Source organism: Dasania sp. GY-MA-18, from assembly GCF_024734385.1.
Classification (GTDB): domain Bacteria; phylum Pseudomonadota; class Gammaproteobacteria; order Pseudomonadales; family Dasaniaceae; genus Dasania; species Dasania phycosphaerae.
This window is the reverse complement of the sequence record NZ_JANHAP010000002.1, coordinates 319,036-335,031: the sequence shown is the minus strand read 5'-3', so window position 1 is coordinate 335,031 and position 15,996 is coordinate 319,036. Positions and strand designations below refer to the sequence as shown.

Annotated in this window: 16 protein-coding genes; 14 read left to right on the top strand and 2 right to left on the bottom strand. The window is 48.3% G+C overall.

Annotation, left to right across the window (positions count from 1 at the left end):
* The first annotated feature begins 19 nt into the window (after nucleotides 1-19).
* The 3 genes from nqrF (at nucleotide 20) to nqrM (ending at nucleotide 2,652) form a co-directional block, all read left to right on the top strand.
* The gene (gene nqrF, locus NO559_RS03930) at nucleotides 20-1,240 is read left to right on the top strand and encodes an NADH:ubiquinone reductase (Na(+)-transporting) subunit F (protein ID WP_258330485.1); all 1,221 of its coding nucleotides are present in this window, start codon (nucleotides 20-22) and stop codon (nucleotides 1,238-1,240) included.
* 32 nt (nucleotides 1,241-1,272) lie between these two features.
* On the top strand, nucleotides 1,273-2,277 hold the full coding sequence (locus NO559_RS03925) for an FAD:protein FMN transferase (protein WP_258330484.1): 1,005 nt from the start codon (nucleotides 1,273-1,275) through the stop codon (nucleotides 2,275-2,277).
* Between the two features lie 132 nt (nucleotides 2,278-2,409).
* Nucleotides 2,410-2,652, top strand: a complete 243-nt coding sequence (nqrM, locus tag NO559_RS03920; protein ID WP_258330483.1) for a (Na+)-NQR maturation NqrM — start codon at nucleotides 2,410-2,412, stop codon at nucleotides 2,650-2,652.
* Between the two features lie 89 nt (nucleotides 2,653-2,741).
* Here nqrM and NO559_RS03915 read toward each other — a convergent pair whose 3' ends face one another.
* The gene (locus tag NO559_RS03915) at nucleotides 2,742-3,350 is read right to left on the bottom strand and encodes a PilZ domain-containing protein (RefSeq protein ID WP_258330482.1); all 609 of its coding nucleotides are present in this window, start codon (nucleotides 3,348-3,350) and stop codon (nucleotides 2,742-2,744) included.
* Between the two features lie 196 nt (nucleotides 3,351-3,546).
* On the opposite strand from NO559_RS03915, the gene NO559_RS03910 reads away from it, so the two are divergent.
* Genes NO559_RS03910 through NO559_RS03900 form a run of 3 tightly spaced genes read left to right on the top strand, consistent with a single transcriptional unit; the run spans nucleotide 3,547 to nucleotide 6,775 of the window.
* Nucleotides 3,547-4,788 (top strand): lipoprotein-releasing ABC transporter permease subunit, encoded by a 1,242-nt coding sequence (locus NO559_RS03910; protein WP_258330481.1) that lies wholly within the window; start codon nucleotides 3,547-3,549, stop codon nucleotides 4,786-4,788.
* 21 nt (nucleotides 4,789-4,809) lie between these two features.
* Nucleotides 4,810-5,532 (top strand): lipoprotein-releasing ABC transporter ATP-binding protein LolD, encoded by a 723-nt coding sequence (gene lolD / locus NO559_RS03905; protein ID WP_258330480.1) that lies wholly within the window; start codon nucleotides 4,810-4,812, stop codon nucleotides 5,530-5,532.
* Nucleotides 5,533-5,536: 4 nt separating this feature from the next.
* Entirely contained in the window at nucleotides 5,537-6,775 is a 1,239-nt protein-coding gene (locus tag NO559_RS03900; RefSeq protein WP_258330479.1) for a lipoprotein-releasing ABC transporter permease subunit, read from the top strand.
* Nucleotides 6,776-6,777: 2 nt separating this feature from the next.
* On the opposite strand, the gene NO559_RS03895 is transcribed toward NO559_RS03900, so the two are convergent.
* Complete coding sequence (locus NO559_RS03895) at nucleotides 6,778-7,308, bottom strand: DUF2062 domain-containing protein (RefSeq protein ID WP_258330478.1); 531 nt, start codon at nucleotides 7,306-7,308, stop codon at nucleotides 6,778-6,780.
* Between the two features lie 94 nt (nucleotides 7,309-7,402).
* Between NO559_RS03895 and NO559_RS03890 the strand changes: the two genes are divergently transcribed.
* Genes NO559_RS03890 through murB form a run of 8 tightly spaced genes read left to right on the top strand, consistent with a single transcriptional unit; the run spans nucleotide 7,403 to nucleotide 15,985 of the window.
* Entirely contained in the window at nucleotides 7,403-9,703 is a 2,301-nt protein-coding gene (locus NO559_RS03890) for a DNA internalization-related competence protein ComEC/Rec2 (RefSeq protein ID WP_258330477.1), read from the top strand.
* 32 nt (nucleotides 9,704-9,735) lie between these two features.
* On the top strand, nucleotides 9,736-10,401 hold the full coding sequence (locus tag NO559_RS03885) for a MotA/TolQ/ExbB proton channel family protein (RefSeq protein WP_375542733.1): 666 nt from the start codon (nucleotides 9,736-9,738) through the stop codon (nucleotides 10,399-10,401).
* 24 nt (nucleotides 10,402-10,425) lie between these two features.
* Entirely contained in the window at nucleotides 10,426-10,845 is a 420-nt protein-coding gene (locus tag NO559_RS03880) for a biopolymer transporter ExbD (protein ID WP_258330476.1), read from the top strand.
* A 20-nt stretch (nucleotides 10,846-10,865) separates the two neighbouring features.
* Nucleotides 10,866-12,683, top strand: coding sequence for a lipid A export permease/ATP-binding protein MsbA (gene msbA, locus NO559_RS03875; RefSeq protein ID WP_258330475.1), 1,818 nt, complete (start codon nucleotides 10,866-10,868; stop codon nucleotides 12,681-12,683).
* The gene (gene lpxK / locus NO559_RS03870; protein ID WP_258330474.1) at nucleotides 12,664-13,692 is read left to right on the top strand and encodes a tetraacyldisaccharide 4'-kinase; all 1,029 of its coding nucleotides are present in this window, start codon (nucleotides 12,664-12,666) and stop codon (nucleotides 13,690-13,692) included. Before msbA ends, lpxK begins: the two co-directional genes overlap by 20 nt.
* A 9-nt stretch (nucleotides 13,693-13,701) precedes the next feature.
* Nucleotides 13,702-14,484 (top strand): 3-deoxy-manno-octulosonate cytidylyltransferase, encoded by a 783-nt coding sequence (gene kdsB, locus NO559_RS03865; protein WP_258330473.1) that lies wholly within the window; start codon nucleotides 13,702-13,704, stop codon nucleotides 14,482-14,484.
* Nucleotides 14,477-14,953: a low molecular weight protein-tyrosine-phosphatase gene (locus tag NO559_RS03860; protein WP_258330472.1), complete on the top strand. Its 477-nt coding sequence runs from the start codon at nucleotides 14,477-14,479 to the stop codon at nucleotides 14,951-14,953. Before kdsB ends, NO559_RS03860 begins: the two co-directional genes overlap by 8 nt.
* 18 nt (nucleotides 14,954-14,971) lie before the next feature.
* Nucleotides 14,972-15,985: a UDP-N-acetylmuramate dehydrogenase gene (gene murB / locus NO559_RS03855; RefSeq protein WP_258330471.1), complete on the top strand. Its 1,014-nt coding sequence runs from the start codon at nucleotides 14,972-14,974 to the stop codon at nucleotides 15,983-15,985.
* The last annotated feature ends 11 nt before the right edge of the window (nucleotides 15,986-15,996 follow it).

Sequence of the window (15,996 nt, the reverse complement as noted above, 5' to 3'; positions counted from 1 at the left end):
GAGAAGATAGAGGAATATTATGAATACAGTAATCGTTCTCGGTGTTGTGATGTTCACCGCCATCGTTTTAGCGCTGGTCGTGGTCATCTTGTTTGCCCGCTCACGTATGGTGAGCTCTGGCAACGTCAATATCGAAATTAATGGTGAAAAAACTTTATCGGTTCCGGCCGGTGACAAATTGTTACAAACTCTGGCTAACAACGGCGTGTTTTTAGCCTCGGCCTGTGGCGGCGGCGGTAGCTGCGCCCAGTGTAAGTGTGTTGTTACCGAAGGTGGCGGCTCTATGCTGCCTACTGAAGAGCCTCACTTCACCAAGCGTGAAGCACGCGAGGGCTTGCGCCTATCTTGCCAAACACCTGTTAAGCAAGACATGAAAATTGAAGTGCCTGAAGAAGTGTTTGGTATTAAGCAGTGGGAAACCACGGTTGCCAGCAACGACAACGTGGCTACTTTTATCAAAGAGCTAGTGTTAACACTGCCTGAAGGCGAAGATGTAGATTTCCGCGCCGGTGGTTATGTACAGCTAGAGTGCCCACCACATACGGTGAAGTACTCTGACTTTGATCTAGGTGATGAGTATAAAGGTGACTGGGAACGCTTTGGCTTTTTAGATGTAGTTTCTAAAGTTGATGAGCCCGTTATCCGTGCTTACTCTATGGCTAACTACCCAGAAGAAAAGGGCATAGTGAAGTTCAACATCCGTTGTGCTACGCCGCCACCAAACAACCTATCATTAACGCCAGGTAAAATGTCTTCTTGGGTATTTAACCTCAAGCCAGGCGATAAAGTTAAGGTTATGGGTCCCTTCGGTGAATTCTTTGCCAAAGACACTGATAACGAAATGGTGTTTGTAGGTGGTGGTGCAGGTATGGCCCCCATGCGCTCGCACATTTTTGATCAGCTTAAGCGCTTAAAAACCGATCGTAAGATTACTTTCTGGTACGGTGCTCGCTCATTGCGTGAAGTTTTTTACGCCGAAGAGTACGATCAACTGGCTAAAGAGTTCCCCAACTTCACTTGGCACTTAGCATTAAGTGATCCACAGCCTGAAGATAACTGGGACGGTTTAACCGGCTTTATTCACAATGTATTACACGACGCCTACCTGAAAGATCACCAGGCGCCGGAAGACTGTGAATACTATATGTGTGGCCCCCCAATGATGAACTCAGCGGTTATCGGTATGCTGACTAATCTGGGTGTGGAAAAAGAAAACATCATGCTAGACGAGTTCACCTAAACATGAGGTTTTTATCGCAACGGAGAGCACTAGTGCTCTCCGTTTTTGTTTTAATTGTTAGTACTTTACTCTCTGCTTGCAGCGAGCAGCCGCTTGCGGCGCTAAAGCTTAGCGGCAAGACTATGGGTACCACTTACCACATCACCGTGGTGCACGGCGAGCAAGCTATCGATGGCCCAGCTATACAGGCTTTGGTCGATAAACGCCTGCAACAAATCAATCAACAGATGTCTACTTACATCGCTGACTCTGAATTAATGCAATTCAATCGTCTGCCGGCGGGGCAGTGGCAGCAAGTTAGCCCAGAGCTGTTTCATGTGCTGTTACAAAGCATGGAAATAAGCTGGTTAACTGGCGGCGCTTTTGATGTAACCGTAGGCCCCCTGGTTAACGCTTGGGGCTTTGGCAATAGCGGCCATGAAGATAGAGTGCCCAGCCAGTCGCAAATTGATAGCCTATTAGCCGATGCCGGTTTTCAAAATATAGAGCTCAATATAGGCAGCATAGAAATCAGCAAAAAAACCGACTTGCAAATTGATCTCTCGGCTATAGCCAAAGGCTACGGTGTTGATCAGCTAGCAGATTTATTGCTAGAGCAGGGCTATAGCCACTTTATGGTAGAAGTGGGTGGCGAATTACGCCTCAACGGCCTCAACCCTAAAGGCCAGCCGTGGCGTATAGCCATAGAGCAGCCTGATGGTAGCTATGGCCAGGCCTATAAAGCCATAGCCATTAGTGATAAAGCCGTCGCCACCTCAGGTGATTACCGCAATTATTTTGAAAAAGACGGCCAACGTTATTCCCATACTATTTCACCGATTACCGGCAAGCCTATTGCGCATAACTTGGCCTCGGTTACGGTGATTGCCGATGAGGCCGCACAGGCCGATGGCTTAGCCACTGCCATTAATGTGATGGGGCCTGAGGCAGGGCTAGCGCTGGCGCAACAGCAGGGCTTAGCTATATACCTATTAGTTAAAACTGATAAGGGTTTTGAAGCCAAATATAGCGATGCTTTTAGGCCTTATTTGCAGTAAAGTATGGGGGGTCAACACCCCAATACTTTACGGGGACAGACCGCGCAGCGCTCTGTCCCCTAATCAAACCAGATTAAGGGGTCAGAGCCCTTCGGGGTCTGACCCCGGTACAGCAAACAACGAGACACTATCATGGCCACATTTATCATTACCTTTTGTTTTATCGCCTTTGTAATTGCCGCCATGGCCGTAGGTGTAATTCTAGGCAAAAAGCCCATTAAGGGTTCCTGCGGTGGTATGAGTGCCCTAGGCATGGAAACCGCTTGTGATGTTTGCGGTGGTGACAAGCAAGTCTGTGACGAAGAGAATGACAGGGTGGCAACTACTGCCAAAACCAGTGCCAGCGATTTGGCCTACGACGCCACGAAAAAATAAAACGGCCACTAAATGGCCAGCAAAAAGGGGCGCAGCGATTAAGCTTGCGCCCCTTTTTTTATGCGCTTATTTGCCGCTGGCAGCGCTATTTAAGATTCGCTTTTGGCGTCGCGCTTATCCACTAACTGTTGCTGTATCACATGCTTGGCCAACTGCTGCCTATCCAGCTCTTTAAGGGCCACAAACTCTACACCTATCAAATAGCGATTATTTTTTTCACGCACATTGATCACCTTACCAAACAGCGATAGCGCTAACTGTGACAAGTTTAATACCAATTCCAGCGCTAAATAGTCGTGCAGTTTAATTTTGCTTAGGCTCTCTATACTAAACTCTATACCGCCCTCGCTGATCAAAACTTGCTGCTCTTGGCTGTCGTGGGCCTGTTCGTCGTGGTTATTTAAATGATTGGCGATTAGCTCTATGCGTTTATTGATGTTGCGTAAATACTGTTCTATGGCGCGGTTTTGCTCGCCTATGCTGCGCAACAGCGGGGCGGCTTCGTGCTCAGTGTTTCTTAAGGTCTCTACTAATTGTAGGGCGGGGCTTTTGGCTAAGGCCTGTGGCCACAGGTCCTTGTCAACTTGCTGCTTGCTACACACCACCGTGCGCACCTTGACTTCAGAGCTAACCCGAAAGTAATTACGCATATCCCCTATATCGAAGGGGTTGCCATTAGAAGGAGACGATTTATCCATAGATGGGTTACACTCTGTTTTGCTTGGGTTTTGCTCGGGTTTTGATTCAGCTTTACCAGTGCGCACTAGGCTCGCTATGATGCGGGCCAAGGTTGGCTTATAACTAGCTTAGATTATGAAAAGCTAAATAAGACTGATCATCCATAGCTAAGTGTAGCGCTAAGTTTTTAATCTGTAACGGTAATAATAAATAACTATGTATAAGCCCCTAGCCCTGTTTATAGGGCTGCGCTACACACAGGCCAAACGCCGCAACCAGTTTATCTCCTTTGTCTCATTAATTTCCTTATTGGGCATGGTGTTAGGTGTGCTGGCGTTAATTGTAGTGCTGTCGGTAATGAACGGCTTTGAAGCCGAACTGCGTGGCCGCATACTATCGGTATTGCCCCATGGCCATATTACCGCTCAGCCAGCATTAAAAGAGTGGCCACGTTGGCAGCAGCAATTAGCCCAACAGCCAGGGGTTAAGGCAGCAGCCCCCTATGTGGCGGGCAATATTATGCTTAGCCGCTATGGCCTGCTGCGCAATGCGCGTTTAAATGCCATAGATCCCAGCTTGGAGCAGGGCGTATGGTCCATGGCCGATCACATGATTGCTGGCGATATGACGCAATTAGCGCCGGGGCGCTACGGCATAGTGTTGGGGGATATTTTAGCTAGGTACTTAGGTGTCAGGCCGGGGGATGAAGTTACCGTCATGCTACCCAAGGTGACGATTACACCGGTAGGGGTGTACCCCAGAGTCAAGCGTTTTACCGTTGTTGCCATTTTTAGCGTGGGCGCACAGCTAGATAGCGATACCGCATTTATTCATTTAGCCGATGGCCAAAAGCTATTTCAATTGGGCCAGGCAGTTACCGGCTTGCGTGTGGAGCTGGAAGATATTTTTTCTGCGCCCACACTATTACCACAATTGGCCCAACAATTATTTCCCGGCGCGATAGCCAGCAGTTGGCAGCAATCACAGGGCAGTTTATTTCAAGCTATGAAAATGGAAAAAACCATGATCACCTTGCTGCTGTTAGTGATAGTGACCATAGCTGCGTTTAATATTATTTCTATTTTAACCATGATGGTGGCCGACAAACGCTCGGATATAGCAGTACTGCGCACCATGGGTATGTCACCCAAGGCCATACGCAATATTTTTATGATACAGGGCATGGCGGTAGGTAGCGGCGGTATTTTACTGGGCATAGTACTGGGCTTACCCTTAGCTTTTTATGTGGGGGAGGTAGTGGCAACAGTGGAATCTTGGCTGGGCCTTACGGTATTTAACCCCAATGTTTATTTTATAAGTAAAATCCCCTCGCTGGTGCAGTGGCAAGATGTCGCCATTATTGCCGGTGCTGGCTTTTTACTTAGCGCTTTAGCCACTATATACCCCGCTATGCGCGCGGCTAATATTCACCCAGCCGAAGCTTTGCGCTATGAATAATACTGATAAAGAAGGTGTCGCTTGAATTCTCAACCTCAACCCCCAGCTCAATCCCAAGCTATCGTTTTAGCCTGTGAAAATGTTTATAAAAGTTACCAGCAAGGGCCAGAGCAATTGGCGGTACTGCAGGGCGTCAACCTGCAAGTGGCCGCAGGCGAAATGCTGGCCATAGTTGGGGCTTCGGGGTCGGGTAAATCAACGCTGTTAAATATGTTGGGTGGTTTAGATTTGCCCAGCCAGGGCAGCGTTAGTATTAGCGGCCAGTCCTTTAATGATTTATCAGAAACCCAGCGCGGTTTTTTACGCCAGCAACATTTGGGTTTTGTTTATCAATTCCATCATTTATTAGGCGAGTTTAGTGCTCTGGAAAATGTGGCCATGCCACTGTTATTAGGTAGCTGCTCTGCAAAACAGGCTAAAACACAGGCCACCGATTTTTTGCAGCGGGTGGGGCTGGGGCAACGTTTACAACATAAACCCAGTGAATTATCGGGCGGCGAGCGCCAACGCGTTGCCATTGCCCGCGCCTTAGTCACTGCGCCACAATGTGTATTAATGGATGAGCCCACGGGTAATTTAGATCAACACACCGCCGACGACATACATCAGCTAATGGCCGAACTCAATCGCAACTTGGATACCAGCTTTATTATTGTCACTCACGATATGTCCTTGGCGCAGCGCATGAATAAAGTGTATAGCTTATTCGAAGGGCAGTTACATTTGCAGGCTGAGGTTAGTTAAGGCCATGTTTAAACCCTGCTCATTTTTTATAGGCCTGCGCTACGCCGGTGCTAAACGGCGCAGCCAGTTGGTGTCGTTTATCTCCTTGGTTTCTATGCTGGGCATGACTGTGGGCGTGGCTTTATTAATCGTTGTGCTATCGGTGATGAATGGCTTTGATAAAGAAATGCGCGAGCGTATTTTAGGTTTAGTACCGCATATCACGATTAGCAGTCATGGCGAACACAGTGATTGGCCGGCGGTGGAAAGCATTATACGTCAGCACCCTCAGGTGGCTGCCGCCGCACCTTTTGTACAACTGGGCGGCATGTTATTGCACGGCACCGATGTAGAGTCAGTGATGATTTACGGCATAGACGTAAAGCGTGAAGCGCAGGTTTCTATTATTGATCAATTTATTCAGCCGCAGGCCTTGCAGCAGTTAGATCAACAGGCGGACTCTGTAATTATAGGCCGTGCCTTAGCCCAGCGTTTAAATTTACACAGCGGTGATCACGTCAATATCATGATTCCTCAGCAATCTGCTCAGGGCAAAACCCAGCCTATTTTTAAACGGCTGCAACTACTGGAACAATTTAACACCGGCACCGAGCTCGATCAGTCGGTGATATTACTGTCACTGGCTAGTGCTCAGCCTTTATTGGCTGGCAACCCCTCGGCGCAAGGCCTGCGGTTGTTACTGCACAATACCTTTTCAGCGCCGCGTGTCGCTTGGGAGATAGAACAAAATCTACCCTATGGCTATAGCAGCCGCGATTGGACCCGCAGCCATGGCAATTTATATTCCGCCATACAACTCTCTAAACAGCTGGTGGGTTTAATGTTGTTTATTATTATTGCCGTGGCCGCTTTTAATGTGGTGTCAGCGCTGGTGATGGTAGTCACCGACAAACAGGGCGATATTGCCATCCTACGCACTTTGGGCGCCAGCCCTAGGCAAGTGATGATGATTTTTGTCGTGCAGGGCAGCTTAATAGGCTTGGTAGGCACGGTGTTTGGCGTGCTGCTGGGTTTAGGGCTGAGTGCCAGTGTAGGTGATATGGTAGCGGGCCTAGAGCAATTACTGCAGTACCAGTTTCTAAACTCCGATGTTTACCCAGTAGATTACTTGCCGGTGGATATGCGCTGGTGGGATGTTAGCTTAGTGGCTGGCACGGCCTTTACGATGAGCATCTTAGCGACTATCTACCCGGCCTGGCGCGCCGCCAAGGTCAGGCCAGCAGAAGCACTGCGTTACGAGTAGTGCTATTTTTTAACGGGCAGACGGCTCAGGCGGCGCTTATGCCACAGGTGTATTACATGCCAGCGCCAGGCCAAGCGGGTTAGGGCGCTGCCCAGCAAGCCAAAGAATAGGCCGCACACAAAACAGCCCAGTAAAAACGGCTGCCAAATATTAGCAAGGCCTGTACTCAGCCACTGCCAAGACAGTTCAAAATGAAAGGCGGGCGCGTGATTGTCGCCGATCAGGGCAAAGCCCACTTTATACGCCATGTAAAATAGCGGCGGCATAGTAATGGGGTTGCTGGTCCATACTAATAATACCGACAGCGGCAAATTAACCCTAAGTAATACGGCCATAATGGCAGCCATTAGCATTTGCGAGGGCAGCGGTACAAAGGCGATAAACAGGCCTATAAACACGGCGATAGAAGCGCTGCGGCGATTGAGATGCCAAATATTGGGGTCGTGTAACCAGTCACCCAAAAAGTGCAGTGACTGATGATTTTTAATCCATGCTGGATCGGGTAAGAAACGCTGAATAAACTTCTTGCTCATAGTAAACGGCGTTATCCCTTAACTCTCAATTTGTAGAAATGCCAATAAATGGCGCATATTATGCCTTCAAGTACTCAATAACGGAAACAGTATCATGCAATCACGGATGGTTGCGCTTAGCTTAGGCATAGCCTTGGCGGCAGGCTTACCTTATTTACTCTCACCCTACCTACTGCTTATTGCCGGTGTAGCTTTATTGCTGCTATGCCTGCGCTTGAGGCATCAAAGCTATCAGCCTTACCTGATCCTGTTATTGCTGCTACTGCTGGGCCTGGCCTATGGTAATCACTATGGCCAGCGTCTGTTAGCACAGCGCTTAGCGCCCAATCTGGAAGACCAGACCCTAGCGCTTAGCGGTGTTGTGGTTGGCTTACCCAAACACAGCATGAAATACGGGCAAAACCTGCAGCGTTTTGAGCTGCAGCTGCAAAACAGCCAAACCGCAGTTGGGGTAGAGCTAGCGTTACAAAAAGTGCAGCTGTATTGGTATAACGGCCCCACGCTAATCCCCGGCCAGCACTGGCAGCTCAGCGTCAGCTTGCGACCACCTCGTGGACTGAGTAACCCCGCGGGTTTTGACTACCAGGCCTGGCTGCTGCAACAGGGCATAGATGGCCAGGGTAAGGTAGTCACTAGCGCCCATAACCAACTACTGGGCCAGCGCTATAACAGCATAGATTACTGGCGCTGGCGTGCCGCCAAGTTTTTAGATTTGCAGCTACAGGGTTTGAGCCATGCCAGTCTCATTAAGGCGCTGTTATTAGCTGACAAACGAGGGGTTAGCAGCGAGCAATGGCAGCTATTAAGCACCACTGGCACCATCCATTTATGGGTTATATCTGGGCTCCATATAGGCATATTGGCGGTGCTGGGATTTTATTTAGGGCGCTTGCTGGCATTGCTACTGCAGCCCCAGCATGTCATAGCCTATGCCTGTGTGACAGCCTGTATTTTTGCAGGAGCCTATGCCGCCGCCGCAGGCTTCTCACTGCCCACACAGCGAGCGGTGATTATGGTGTGGGTGTTTATGTTGAGCCTACTTTTTTGCCGCCACTTGTCATTGTGGTATCGCTACAACTTAGCCTTATTGCTGTGTTTATTGCTGGATCCTTTGGCGGTAATCAGCCCCTCGTTTTACCTATCATTTATGGCGGTGGCCGCCATATTACTGTGCTGTAGTCTCCGCTACACGGCCCAGCCCGGTCAGCTCAAGTTTTGGCAGCAACCCTGGCTTAGGGCGCAGTGGGCGGTGTTTGTTGGTCTTACCCCTGTGCTATTGCTGCTGTTCCAACAAGCACCGCTGGTGGCAGTGCTGGTGAATGTTATCGCCATCCCCGTGTTTAGCTTGCTGTTAGTGCCGGGCTTAATGCTGGCGGCTTTGCTAAGCCTGCTAGATCAAGGCTTAATCTCGCAAGCTCTGTGGCTGGCTGCCAATACCATGCTGGCACAATTTATGGCGGCATTAGAGTTATTAGTAGCGCATGCGCCAGTGTTATATGGCGGTGTCCACAACTGGTTAGGGGCATTATTACTGCTATCTGCCAGTTTATTGCTGTTATTACCTAGAGCGATACCGGGGCGCTGGCTGGCCTGCCTATTGTGCATACCGCTGTGGTATTACCCCAGCCCAACTAAAACAGCGCATCAGTTGCAGGCGCTGGTATTTGATGTGGGCCAGGGCCTAGCGGTATTACTCAGCAGTAATGACAAGCACGTATTATTTGATACCGGTGCCGCCTGGCAAGGTGGCAGCATGGCTAATAGCGTGATACTGCCGTATTTGAGGTCACAGGGTATTGATAGCTTAGATGTGCTGGTTGTTAGCCATGGCGACAATGATCACGCTGGTGGTGCCGCGCAGCTATTGCAGCAGCTTGAGGTCAAGCAGGTGTATTGGGGCGAACAACAGCCTAACTATTATGGCGCCCAGCACTGTCAGCAGCAGCGCTGGCAGTGGTACGGGGTAGACTTTCAATTTTTGGCGGCTGATAAGAGCAAAAACAGCAGCGGCAATAATGCTTCTTGCGTGTTAAAAGTCAGCAACGCTTATCACACAATATTATTAACCGGTGATATAGAGCGCGCCAGAGAGCAGCAATTGGTGGCAGACTATCAACAGCAGTTGCAGGCTGATATTTTGCTAGCCCCACACCACGGCAGTGTAAGTTCGTCATCCTGGCCGTTTATTAAACGGGTACAACCCAGGGTAGTGATTTATTCAACGGGCTATAAAAATCGTTTTAATCACCCCAACAACAAAGTGGTACAGCGCTATCAACAACTCAATGCCCGTAGCTTTAATACCGCCGAGCAGGGCGCATTAATCTTGGATGCCACTGCGACAGAGTTCACCATACAGTCGCAACGAGCCAATAAAGCCTATTATTGGCAATAACAACGTAGCTCAATGCAGATAGGTCGCATATAATGCCCGCTAATAATCATAAGGGCGTGGGGGTTTATGTGCTGGAATTGGTAACATCAGGTGGCTGGTTAATGCTACCCATTATTCTCTGTTCTATCTTAGCGGTAGCTATCTGCGTAGAGCGCATTATCGCTTTAAATCCACAAAAAATTGCCCCCAGTAATTTATTGGGGCAAGTATGGGGCTGGCTTAAAAACAATCAATTAGACGCCAATAAGTTGCGTGAGCTCAAAGCCAGTTCACCGCTGGGCCGCATCTTGGCAGCAGGGCTTAGTAATTCCATGCATGGCCGCGATGTTATGAAAGAAAGCATACAAGAAGCTGCCGCTCATGTTATCCACGACTTAGAACATTTTCTCGACACCCTGGGCACTATTAGCGCCATAGCGCCTTTGCTGGGCTTGTTGGGCACAGTTATCGGTATGATTAAAGTGTTTACTGCCATTATGCTTGAGGGCACCGGCAACGCGGGCGTATTAGCGGGCGGTATCTCTGAAGCCCTAATTACCACGGCCGCCGGTTTAAGCGTGGCAATACCGGCACTGGTGATGCACCGCTATTTTTTACGCCGCATAGATACTATTGTGGTGACCTTAGAGCAGGAGACTATTAAGTTAGTCGACGCCCTGCACGGCGAGCGTAAAGTTGATTTTAAAGAAGCTCCATAAACGGCTTAATTGAGGGGCAGTCCAGTGCAATTTCGTCGTCAAAAAAATCAAGAAGTTAGTGTTAATCTAACACCCTTAATTGATGTGGTGTTTTTGCTGCTAATTTTTTTCATGGTGTCTACTAGTTTTACCAAAGAAACCCATCTCAGCCTCAACCTGCCTGAAGCCACCGGTGATGAAACCGCCGTGGCGGTAGAAAGCATAGAAGTAACCATTAATAGCAGCGGTAACTATGCAGTCAATGGCCGCAGCTTGGTAAGCTCTAATTTAGCAAACCTGCAAAAAGCCTTAAGCGAAACCAGCAGTGGCAATACTGATTTGCCCTTGGTAATCACTGCTGATGCGCAAACCCCGCATCAGGCAGTAATTACCGCCATGGATGCCGCAGGCCAACTAGGCTTTGCTAAACTAAGCTTAACTACGCAGCAGCCCGCTGCTGAATAACCCCCTAATACGAAGCCATTATGTCTAAAATCAATACCGACGGTGATTTAACAGCCTATCTACGTTTATTACGCTATGTAACGGAGTACTGGTTCGTTTTTGCCTTGTCCATTATAGGCTTCATGATTTTTTCGGTCTCACAAATTGCCATGGCCGATTTAATGGGTTTTATTGTCGACAGCATCAACGGCAGCCTCGCCAATAATAGCGGCGGTATTGTTGCCTCCTTGGTGATGGATATAGCCGGTGACAATATGCAACCCAGCCAGGCGCGCAACTGGATAGTAGGCAGCATTATTTTGCTGGGACTAATGCGCGGTGTGGGCTTCTTTTTTGGCCATTATTACATTACCTATATTTCGCGCCATCTTATTCATAAACTGCGCTGCAATATATTTGACCATATGCTGCTGGTGCCCAGCAAAGAGTATGACGGCCAATCTAGCGGTTTTTTGATTTCAAAAATTATTTTTAATGTTGAGCAAGTTACCAAGGCAGTAACCTCATCACTTAAAATTATTATTCGCGAGGGCTTGTTCTCTGCAGGCCTGGTGGCTTATTTATTTTATGTAAACTGGCAGCTGTCACTGTTTTTGTTTTTGGCTTTACCGGTAGTTGCGTTAATTGTTACCTGGGTAAGCAAGCGCTTTAGAAAAATCAGCGAAAAAATTCAGGTCTCTATGGGGGAGGTAACTCAGGTTACCAGCGAAACCATCTCCGCCTACAAAGAGGTGAGGGTGTTTGGCGGTTTGGATACCGAACGCGCTAAATTCCACAAAGCCAGCAATAAAAATTTAGATCAATCGGTAAAAATGGGTTTTTACAACGCCATTAGCCCACCGGTAATACAGCAGCCTGTTACCCTAGTGCTAGCCTTTCTAGTGTGGGTGGGTTTGGGTTTGTCTGGCGAAATGTCTGCGGGAACCTTTGTCGCTTATTTAACCGCCGCCATGCTCTTGCCTAAACCTATACGCCAACTCAGTGAAGTATTCTCTGATGTGCAAAAAGGCTTGGCCGCAGCTACCGATGTGTTCGGCTTTTTAGATAGCCAAGTAGAAAAAGATGAAGGGACTTACCAAGTAGAAAAAGTCGATGGTGAGATAGAGTTTAAAAACATTAATTTTGGCTATAACGACGAAAATGGCCATGTATTACACGATATTAATTTAACCATTAAACCCGGCCAAACGGTCGCCCTAGTTGGCTCATCGGGCAGCGGCAAGTCTTCGCTGGCTAGCTTAATAACCCGTTTTTATGACTATTCCGAAGGTGTTATTTACTTAGATGGCAAGCCTATTACCGACTATAGCCTAGAAAACTTACGCAGCCATATAGCCGTAGTTACCCAATCGGTTACCTTATTCAACGACACTATACGCAATAATATTGCCTACGGCGCTATGGCAGATGCCAGTGATGATGACATTCATGCCGCGGTTAATGCGGCTCATGCTCAGGACTTTATTGCTAATTTACCGCAAGGTTTAGACACTATCACCGGCGAAGATGGGGTGATGCTATCGGGCGGCCAAAGGCAGCGCCTAGCCATTGCCAGAGCCCTATTAAAAGATGCCCCCATACTGATTTTGGACGAGGCTACTTCGGCCTTGGACAATCAATCCGAACGCCATATCCAAGATGCCCTAGAAGCCGTAATGGAATCACGTACCACACTAGTGATTGCCCACCGCCTATCTACCATAGAAAACGCCGATATTATCGTGGTGATGGAGCAGGGCAGAATTGTAGAGCAGGGCGACCACGACAGTTTATTGGCCTTAGGTGGCCGTTACGCCGATCTACACAAAAACCAGTTTAATGACAGCCCAACAGACTAGCGCCAAACAACATCGCTTAGCCAAAGCGTGGTATAGCAAAGCACTGTGGCCGCAATTATTACTGCCGCTCTCTTTATTGTACGGCCTGTTAATCAGCCTGCGCGCTTACTGCTACCGGCTAGGGCTAATTAAATCTTACCGCGCACCGGTACCGGTTATCATAGTGGGCAATATTGCCGTAGGCGGTACGGGTAAAACCCCTGTAGTGGTCGCCTTGGCCAAATACTTAAAAGCGCAGGGCTACCAGCCGGGCATTATTAGCCGCGGTTATGGCAGCCAGGCACCTCATTACCCCTATGCGGTCACGGAAAATTCCAACGCTCTGGAGTCTGGTGATGAACCCTTATTAATTGCTAGAGCCAGCCAGTGCCCCTTAGTGATTGCCGCTGATAGACCGGCGGCAGCGCGTTATTTATTAGCGCAATATCACTGCGATATTATTATTGCCGATGATGGCCTGCAACATTATGCCCTGCAACGGGATATAGAAATTGTTGTAGTCGATGGCCAACGCCAATTTGGCAATGGCTGGTTATTGCCCGCAGGCCCTTTGCGCGAACCACTTAGCCGCCTTAAACAAGTCGATTACCAGCTTTACAATGGTGGCTCTGCGCCAGCCAGCCCGCATTGCTACGCTATGCAACTACAGCCCCAAGCCTTAGTTAATCTACACACTGGCGCCAGCCTAAGCACTGAGCAGTGGCCGCATAAACACACAGTACATGCAGTGGCCGGCATAGGTAACCCACAGCGTTTTTTTAACAGTCTCAAGGCGCTAGGGTTTAATACCATTAGCCACAGCTTTGCCGATCACCATCACTACAGCGCCAGCGATTTACAGTTTAACGATGAGCTGGCTATTATTATGACCGAGAAAGATGCGGTGAAGGTTGCAAGCTTTGCGACCGAGTCTATGTGGTATTTGCCGGTGAGCTGTGAAATCACTACTAAATTTTATCAACGCTTGGCCAAACAATTAGCTACTTTAACAGCCAAACAACAGCAATGAGTTTTAACCATGAGTTTTAGCATTATTATTCCAGCCCGTTATGCCTCTACTCGTTTACCGGGTAAGCCACTGTTGGATATTGCGGGCAAGCCCATGATTCAGCATGTATATGAAAGAGCCGAGCAATCACAAGCTCAGCGGGTGATTATTGCCACGGATGATCAACGTATAGCCGATGCCGCTAAAGGCTTTGGTGCCGAGGTGGCTATGACTAAAGCCAGTCATGAATCAGGCACAGACCGACTACAAGAAGTAGCCGCACAATTACAGCTACCCGATGAACATATACTGGTCAATGTGCAGGGCGATGAACCTTTAATCCCCGCCGCCGTCATAAACCAAGTGGCTAATAATTTAAGCGACAATAGCTTTGCCAGTATGGCTACCTTGATAGAACGCATTGCCGATGCCGAAACGGTATTCAACCCTAATGCGGTAAAAGTTGTTATTAATAAGCAGGGCCAGGTTTTGTATTTTTCACGCGCGCCCATGCCCTGGTGTAGAGATTTGTGGGCACAGTTCAACGACAACAACAAACCAGCCCTGCCTGAGGGCAGTAGCTATTATCGCCACATAGGTATCTACGCTTATCGGGTGAATTTTTTACATGATTTTGTGCAGTGGCCTATGAGTATGCTGGAACAAACCGAAAAGCTGGAACAGTTAAGGGCCATGGAAAACGGTGTCGCTATACATGCGCAAGAGGCCGTACAGGCCATACCCACAGGTATAGATACCGCAGCGGATTTAGCCAAAGTACGCGCTATTTTTGCAGGTGCAGAGCATGATTAAAGTCTTATTAGTTTGCCTAGGTAATATCTGCCGTTCACCCAGTGCCGAAGGTGTGCTGCGCCAGCAAATCAAAGCACAGGGTCTGGCAAAACGTATTAGCGTAGATTCAGCCGGCACTGCCAGCTGGCATATAGGCAAGTCACCAGACCCGCGCTCCATAGACGCAGCTAAACAACGCGGCATAGATATTAGCGAATTACGTGCACGCGCCGTTTGTAGCCAAGATTTTGCCGACTACGACTACATACTGGCCATGGATGAAGATAATCTCAGTGAGCTACTAGCAATGGCCCCCGATTCTTGTCGTGCGGAAATAGGCTTGTTTCTTAGTTACAGCTCGCAAGCCAGCCACCGCGTAGTACCCGACCCATACTACGGTGGCGACGAAGGTTTTGATTTAGTACTAGACCTGGTTAGTGATGCCAGCCAGGGTTTAATCAAGCACATACTCAAACAACACACCCTATAAACCCCATTAGTTAATGACGTGAATTTACAACGCAATATCGATTTAAAAAACTACAACAGCTTAGCCGTGGCCGCCACAGCTGAATACTTTGTGAGCGTTGAAAATACCAGCGAGTTATTCGCGGCAGTTAAGTATGCCAAACAACATCAACTGGCTATTACCGTCATAGGTGGTGGCTCCAATATTGTATTGGCTGAGTCTTTAAGCGGTTTAGTTATACAGCTTAATAGCCAAGGTGTGGTTGTGAGTGAGCAGGGCGATGAGGCTGTTATCACCGTGCAAGCTGGTGAAAACTGGCATAACTTTGTTATGTACTGCGTGCAGCAAGGTTACTACGGTTTAGAAAACCTAGCGCTTATACCCGGCAGAGTCGGGGCCGCTGCTATACAAAATATCGGTGCCTACGGCGTAGAACTTAGTGATGTGCTGCTTAGCCTCAAAGGCTTAGATATAGACAGTGGTGAATGGCGCGAGCTCAGCAAAGCGCAATGCCAACTGGCTTATAGAGACAGCATTTTTAAAGGCTCACTGCAAGATAAATTTATTATTACTGAGTTATGTTTAAAACTCAGCAAAAGCTTTCACGCCAATATAGGCTATCAAGCCCTGCAGCAGTTTTTTCAGCAGCAGAACATTGACCAGCCCAGTGCACAACAAGTAGCCGACGCGGTTATTGCCATACGTTCTTCCAAGTTACCACTGCCCGAACAATTACCTAATGCGGGTAGCTTTTTTAAAAACCCGGTTATTACGCACAGCCAATGCCAAGAGCTACTCAAACAACATCCACAATTGGTTTATTACCCGCTGGATACTCAACATGTTAAATTGGCAGCAGGGTGGTTAATTGAACAACTGGGCTGGAAGGGCAAAAGCCTTCACGGTGTCGCTATGCATCAGCAACAAGCGCTAGTGTTGATTAACCAAGGCGGCAGTGGCAAGGATATTATTAACTACGCCCAGCAGGTAAAAGACAGCGTTTACCAGCATTTTCAGGTAACGCTAGAAATAGAGCCGCGTATTTATTGTTAGCACGGGATTGT

What these genes read in the sequence shown, in the direction of transcription:
- kdsB (WP_258330473.1), top strand. Translation starts at nt 13,702, where the DNA reads ATGAGTTTTAGCATTATTATTCCAGCCCGTTATGCCTCTACTCGTTTA.
- nqrF (WP_258330485.1), top strand. Translation starts at nt 20, where the DNA reads ATGAATACAGTAATCGTTCTCGGTGTTGTGATGTTCACCGCCATCGTT.
- msbA (WP_258330475.1), top strand. Translation starts at nt 10,866, where the DNA reads ATGTCTAAAATCAATACCGACGGTGATTTAACAGCCTATCTACGTTTA.
- NO559_RS03895 (WP_258330478.1), bottom strand. Translation starts at nt 7,308, where the DNA reads ATGAGCAAGAAGTTTATTCAGCGTTTCTTACCCGATCCAGCATGGATT.
- NO559_RS03890 (WP_258330477.1), top strand. Translation starts at nt 7,403, where the DNA reads ATGCAATCACGGATGGTTGCGCTTAGCTTAGGCATAGCCTTGGCGGCA.
- lpxK (WP_258330474.1), top strand. Translation starts at nt 12,664, where the DNA reads ATGACAGCCCAACAGACTAGCGCCAAACAACATCGCTTAGCCAAAGCG.
- NO559_RS03915 (WP_258330482.1), bottom strand. Translation starts at nt 3,350, where the DNA reads ATGGATAAATCGTCTCCTTCTAATGGCAACCCCTTCGATATAGGGGAT.
- nqrM (WP_258330483.1), top strand. Translation starts at nt 2,410, where the DNA reads ATGGCCACATTTATCATTACCTTTTGTTTTATCGCCTTTGTAATTGCC.
- NO559_RS03860 (WP_258330472.1), top strand. Translation starts at nt 14,477, where the DNA reads ATGATTAAAGTCTTATTAGTTTGCCTAGGTAATATCTGCCGTTCACCC.
- NO559_RS03900 (WP_258330479.1), top strand. Translation starts at nt 5,537, where the DNA reads ATGTTTAAACCCTGCTCATTTTTTATAGGCCTGCGCTACGCCGGTGCT.
- NO559_RS03910 (WP_258330481.1), top strand. Translation starts at nt 3,547, where the DNA reads ATGTATAAGCCCCTAGCCCTGTTTATAGGGCTGCGCTACACACAGGCC.
- NO559_RS03885 (WP_375542733.1), top strand. Translation starts at nt 9,736, where the DNA reads ATGCCCGCTAATAATCATAAGGGCGTGGGGGTTTATGTGCTGGAATTG.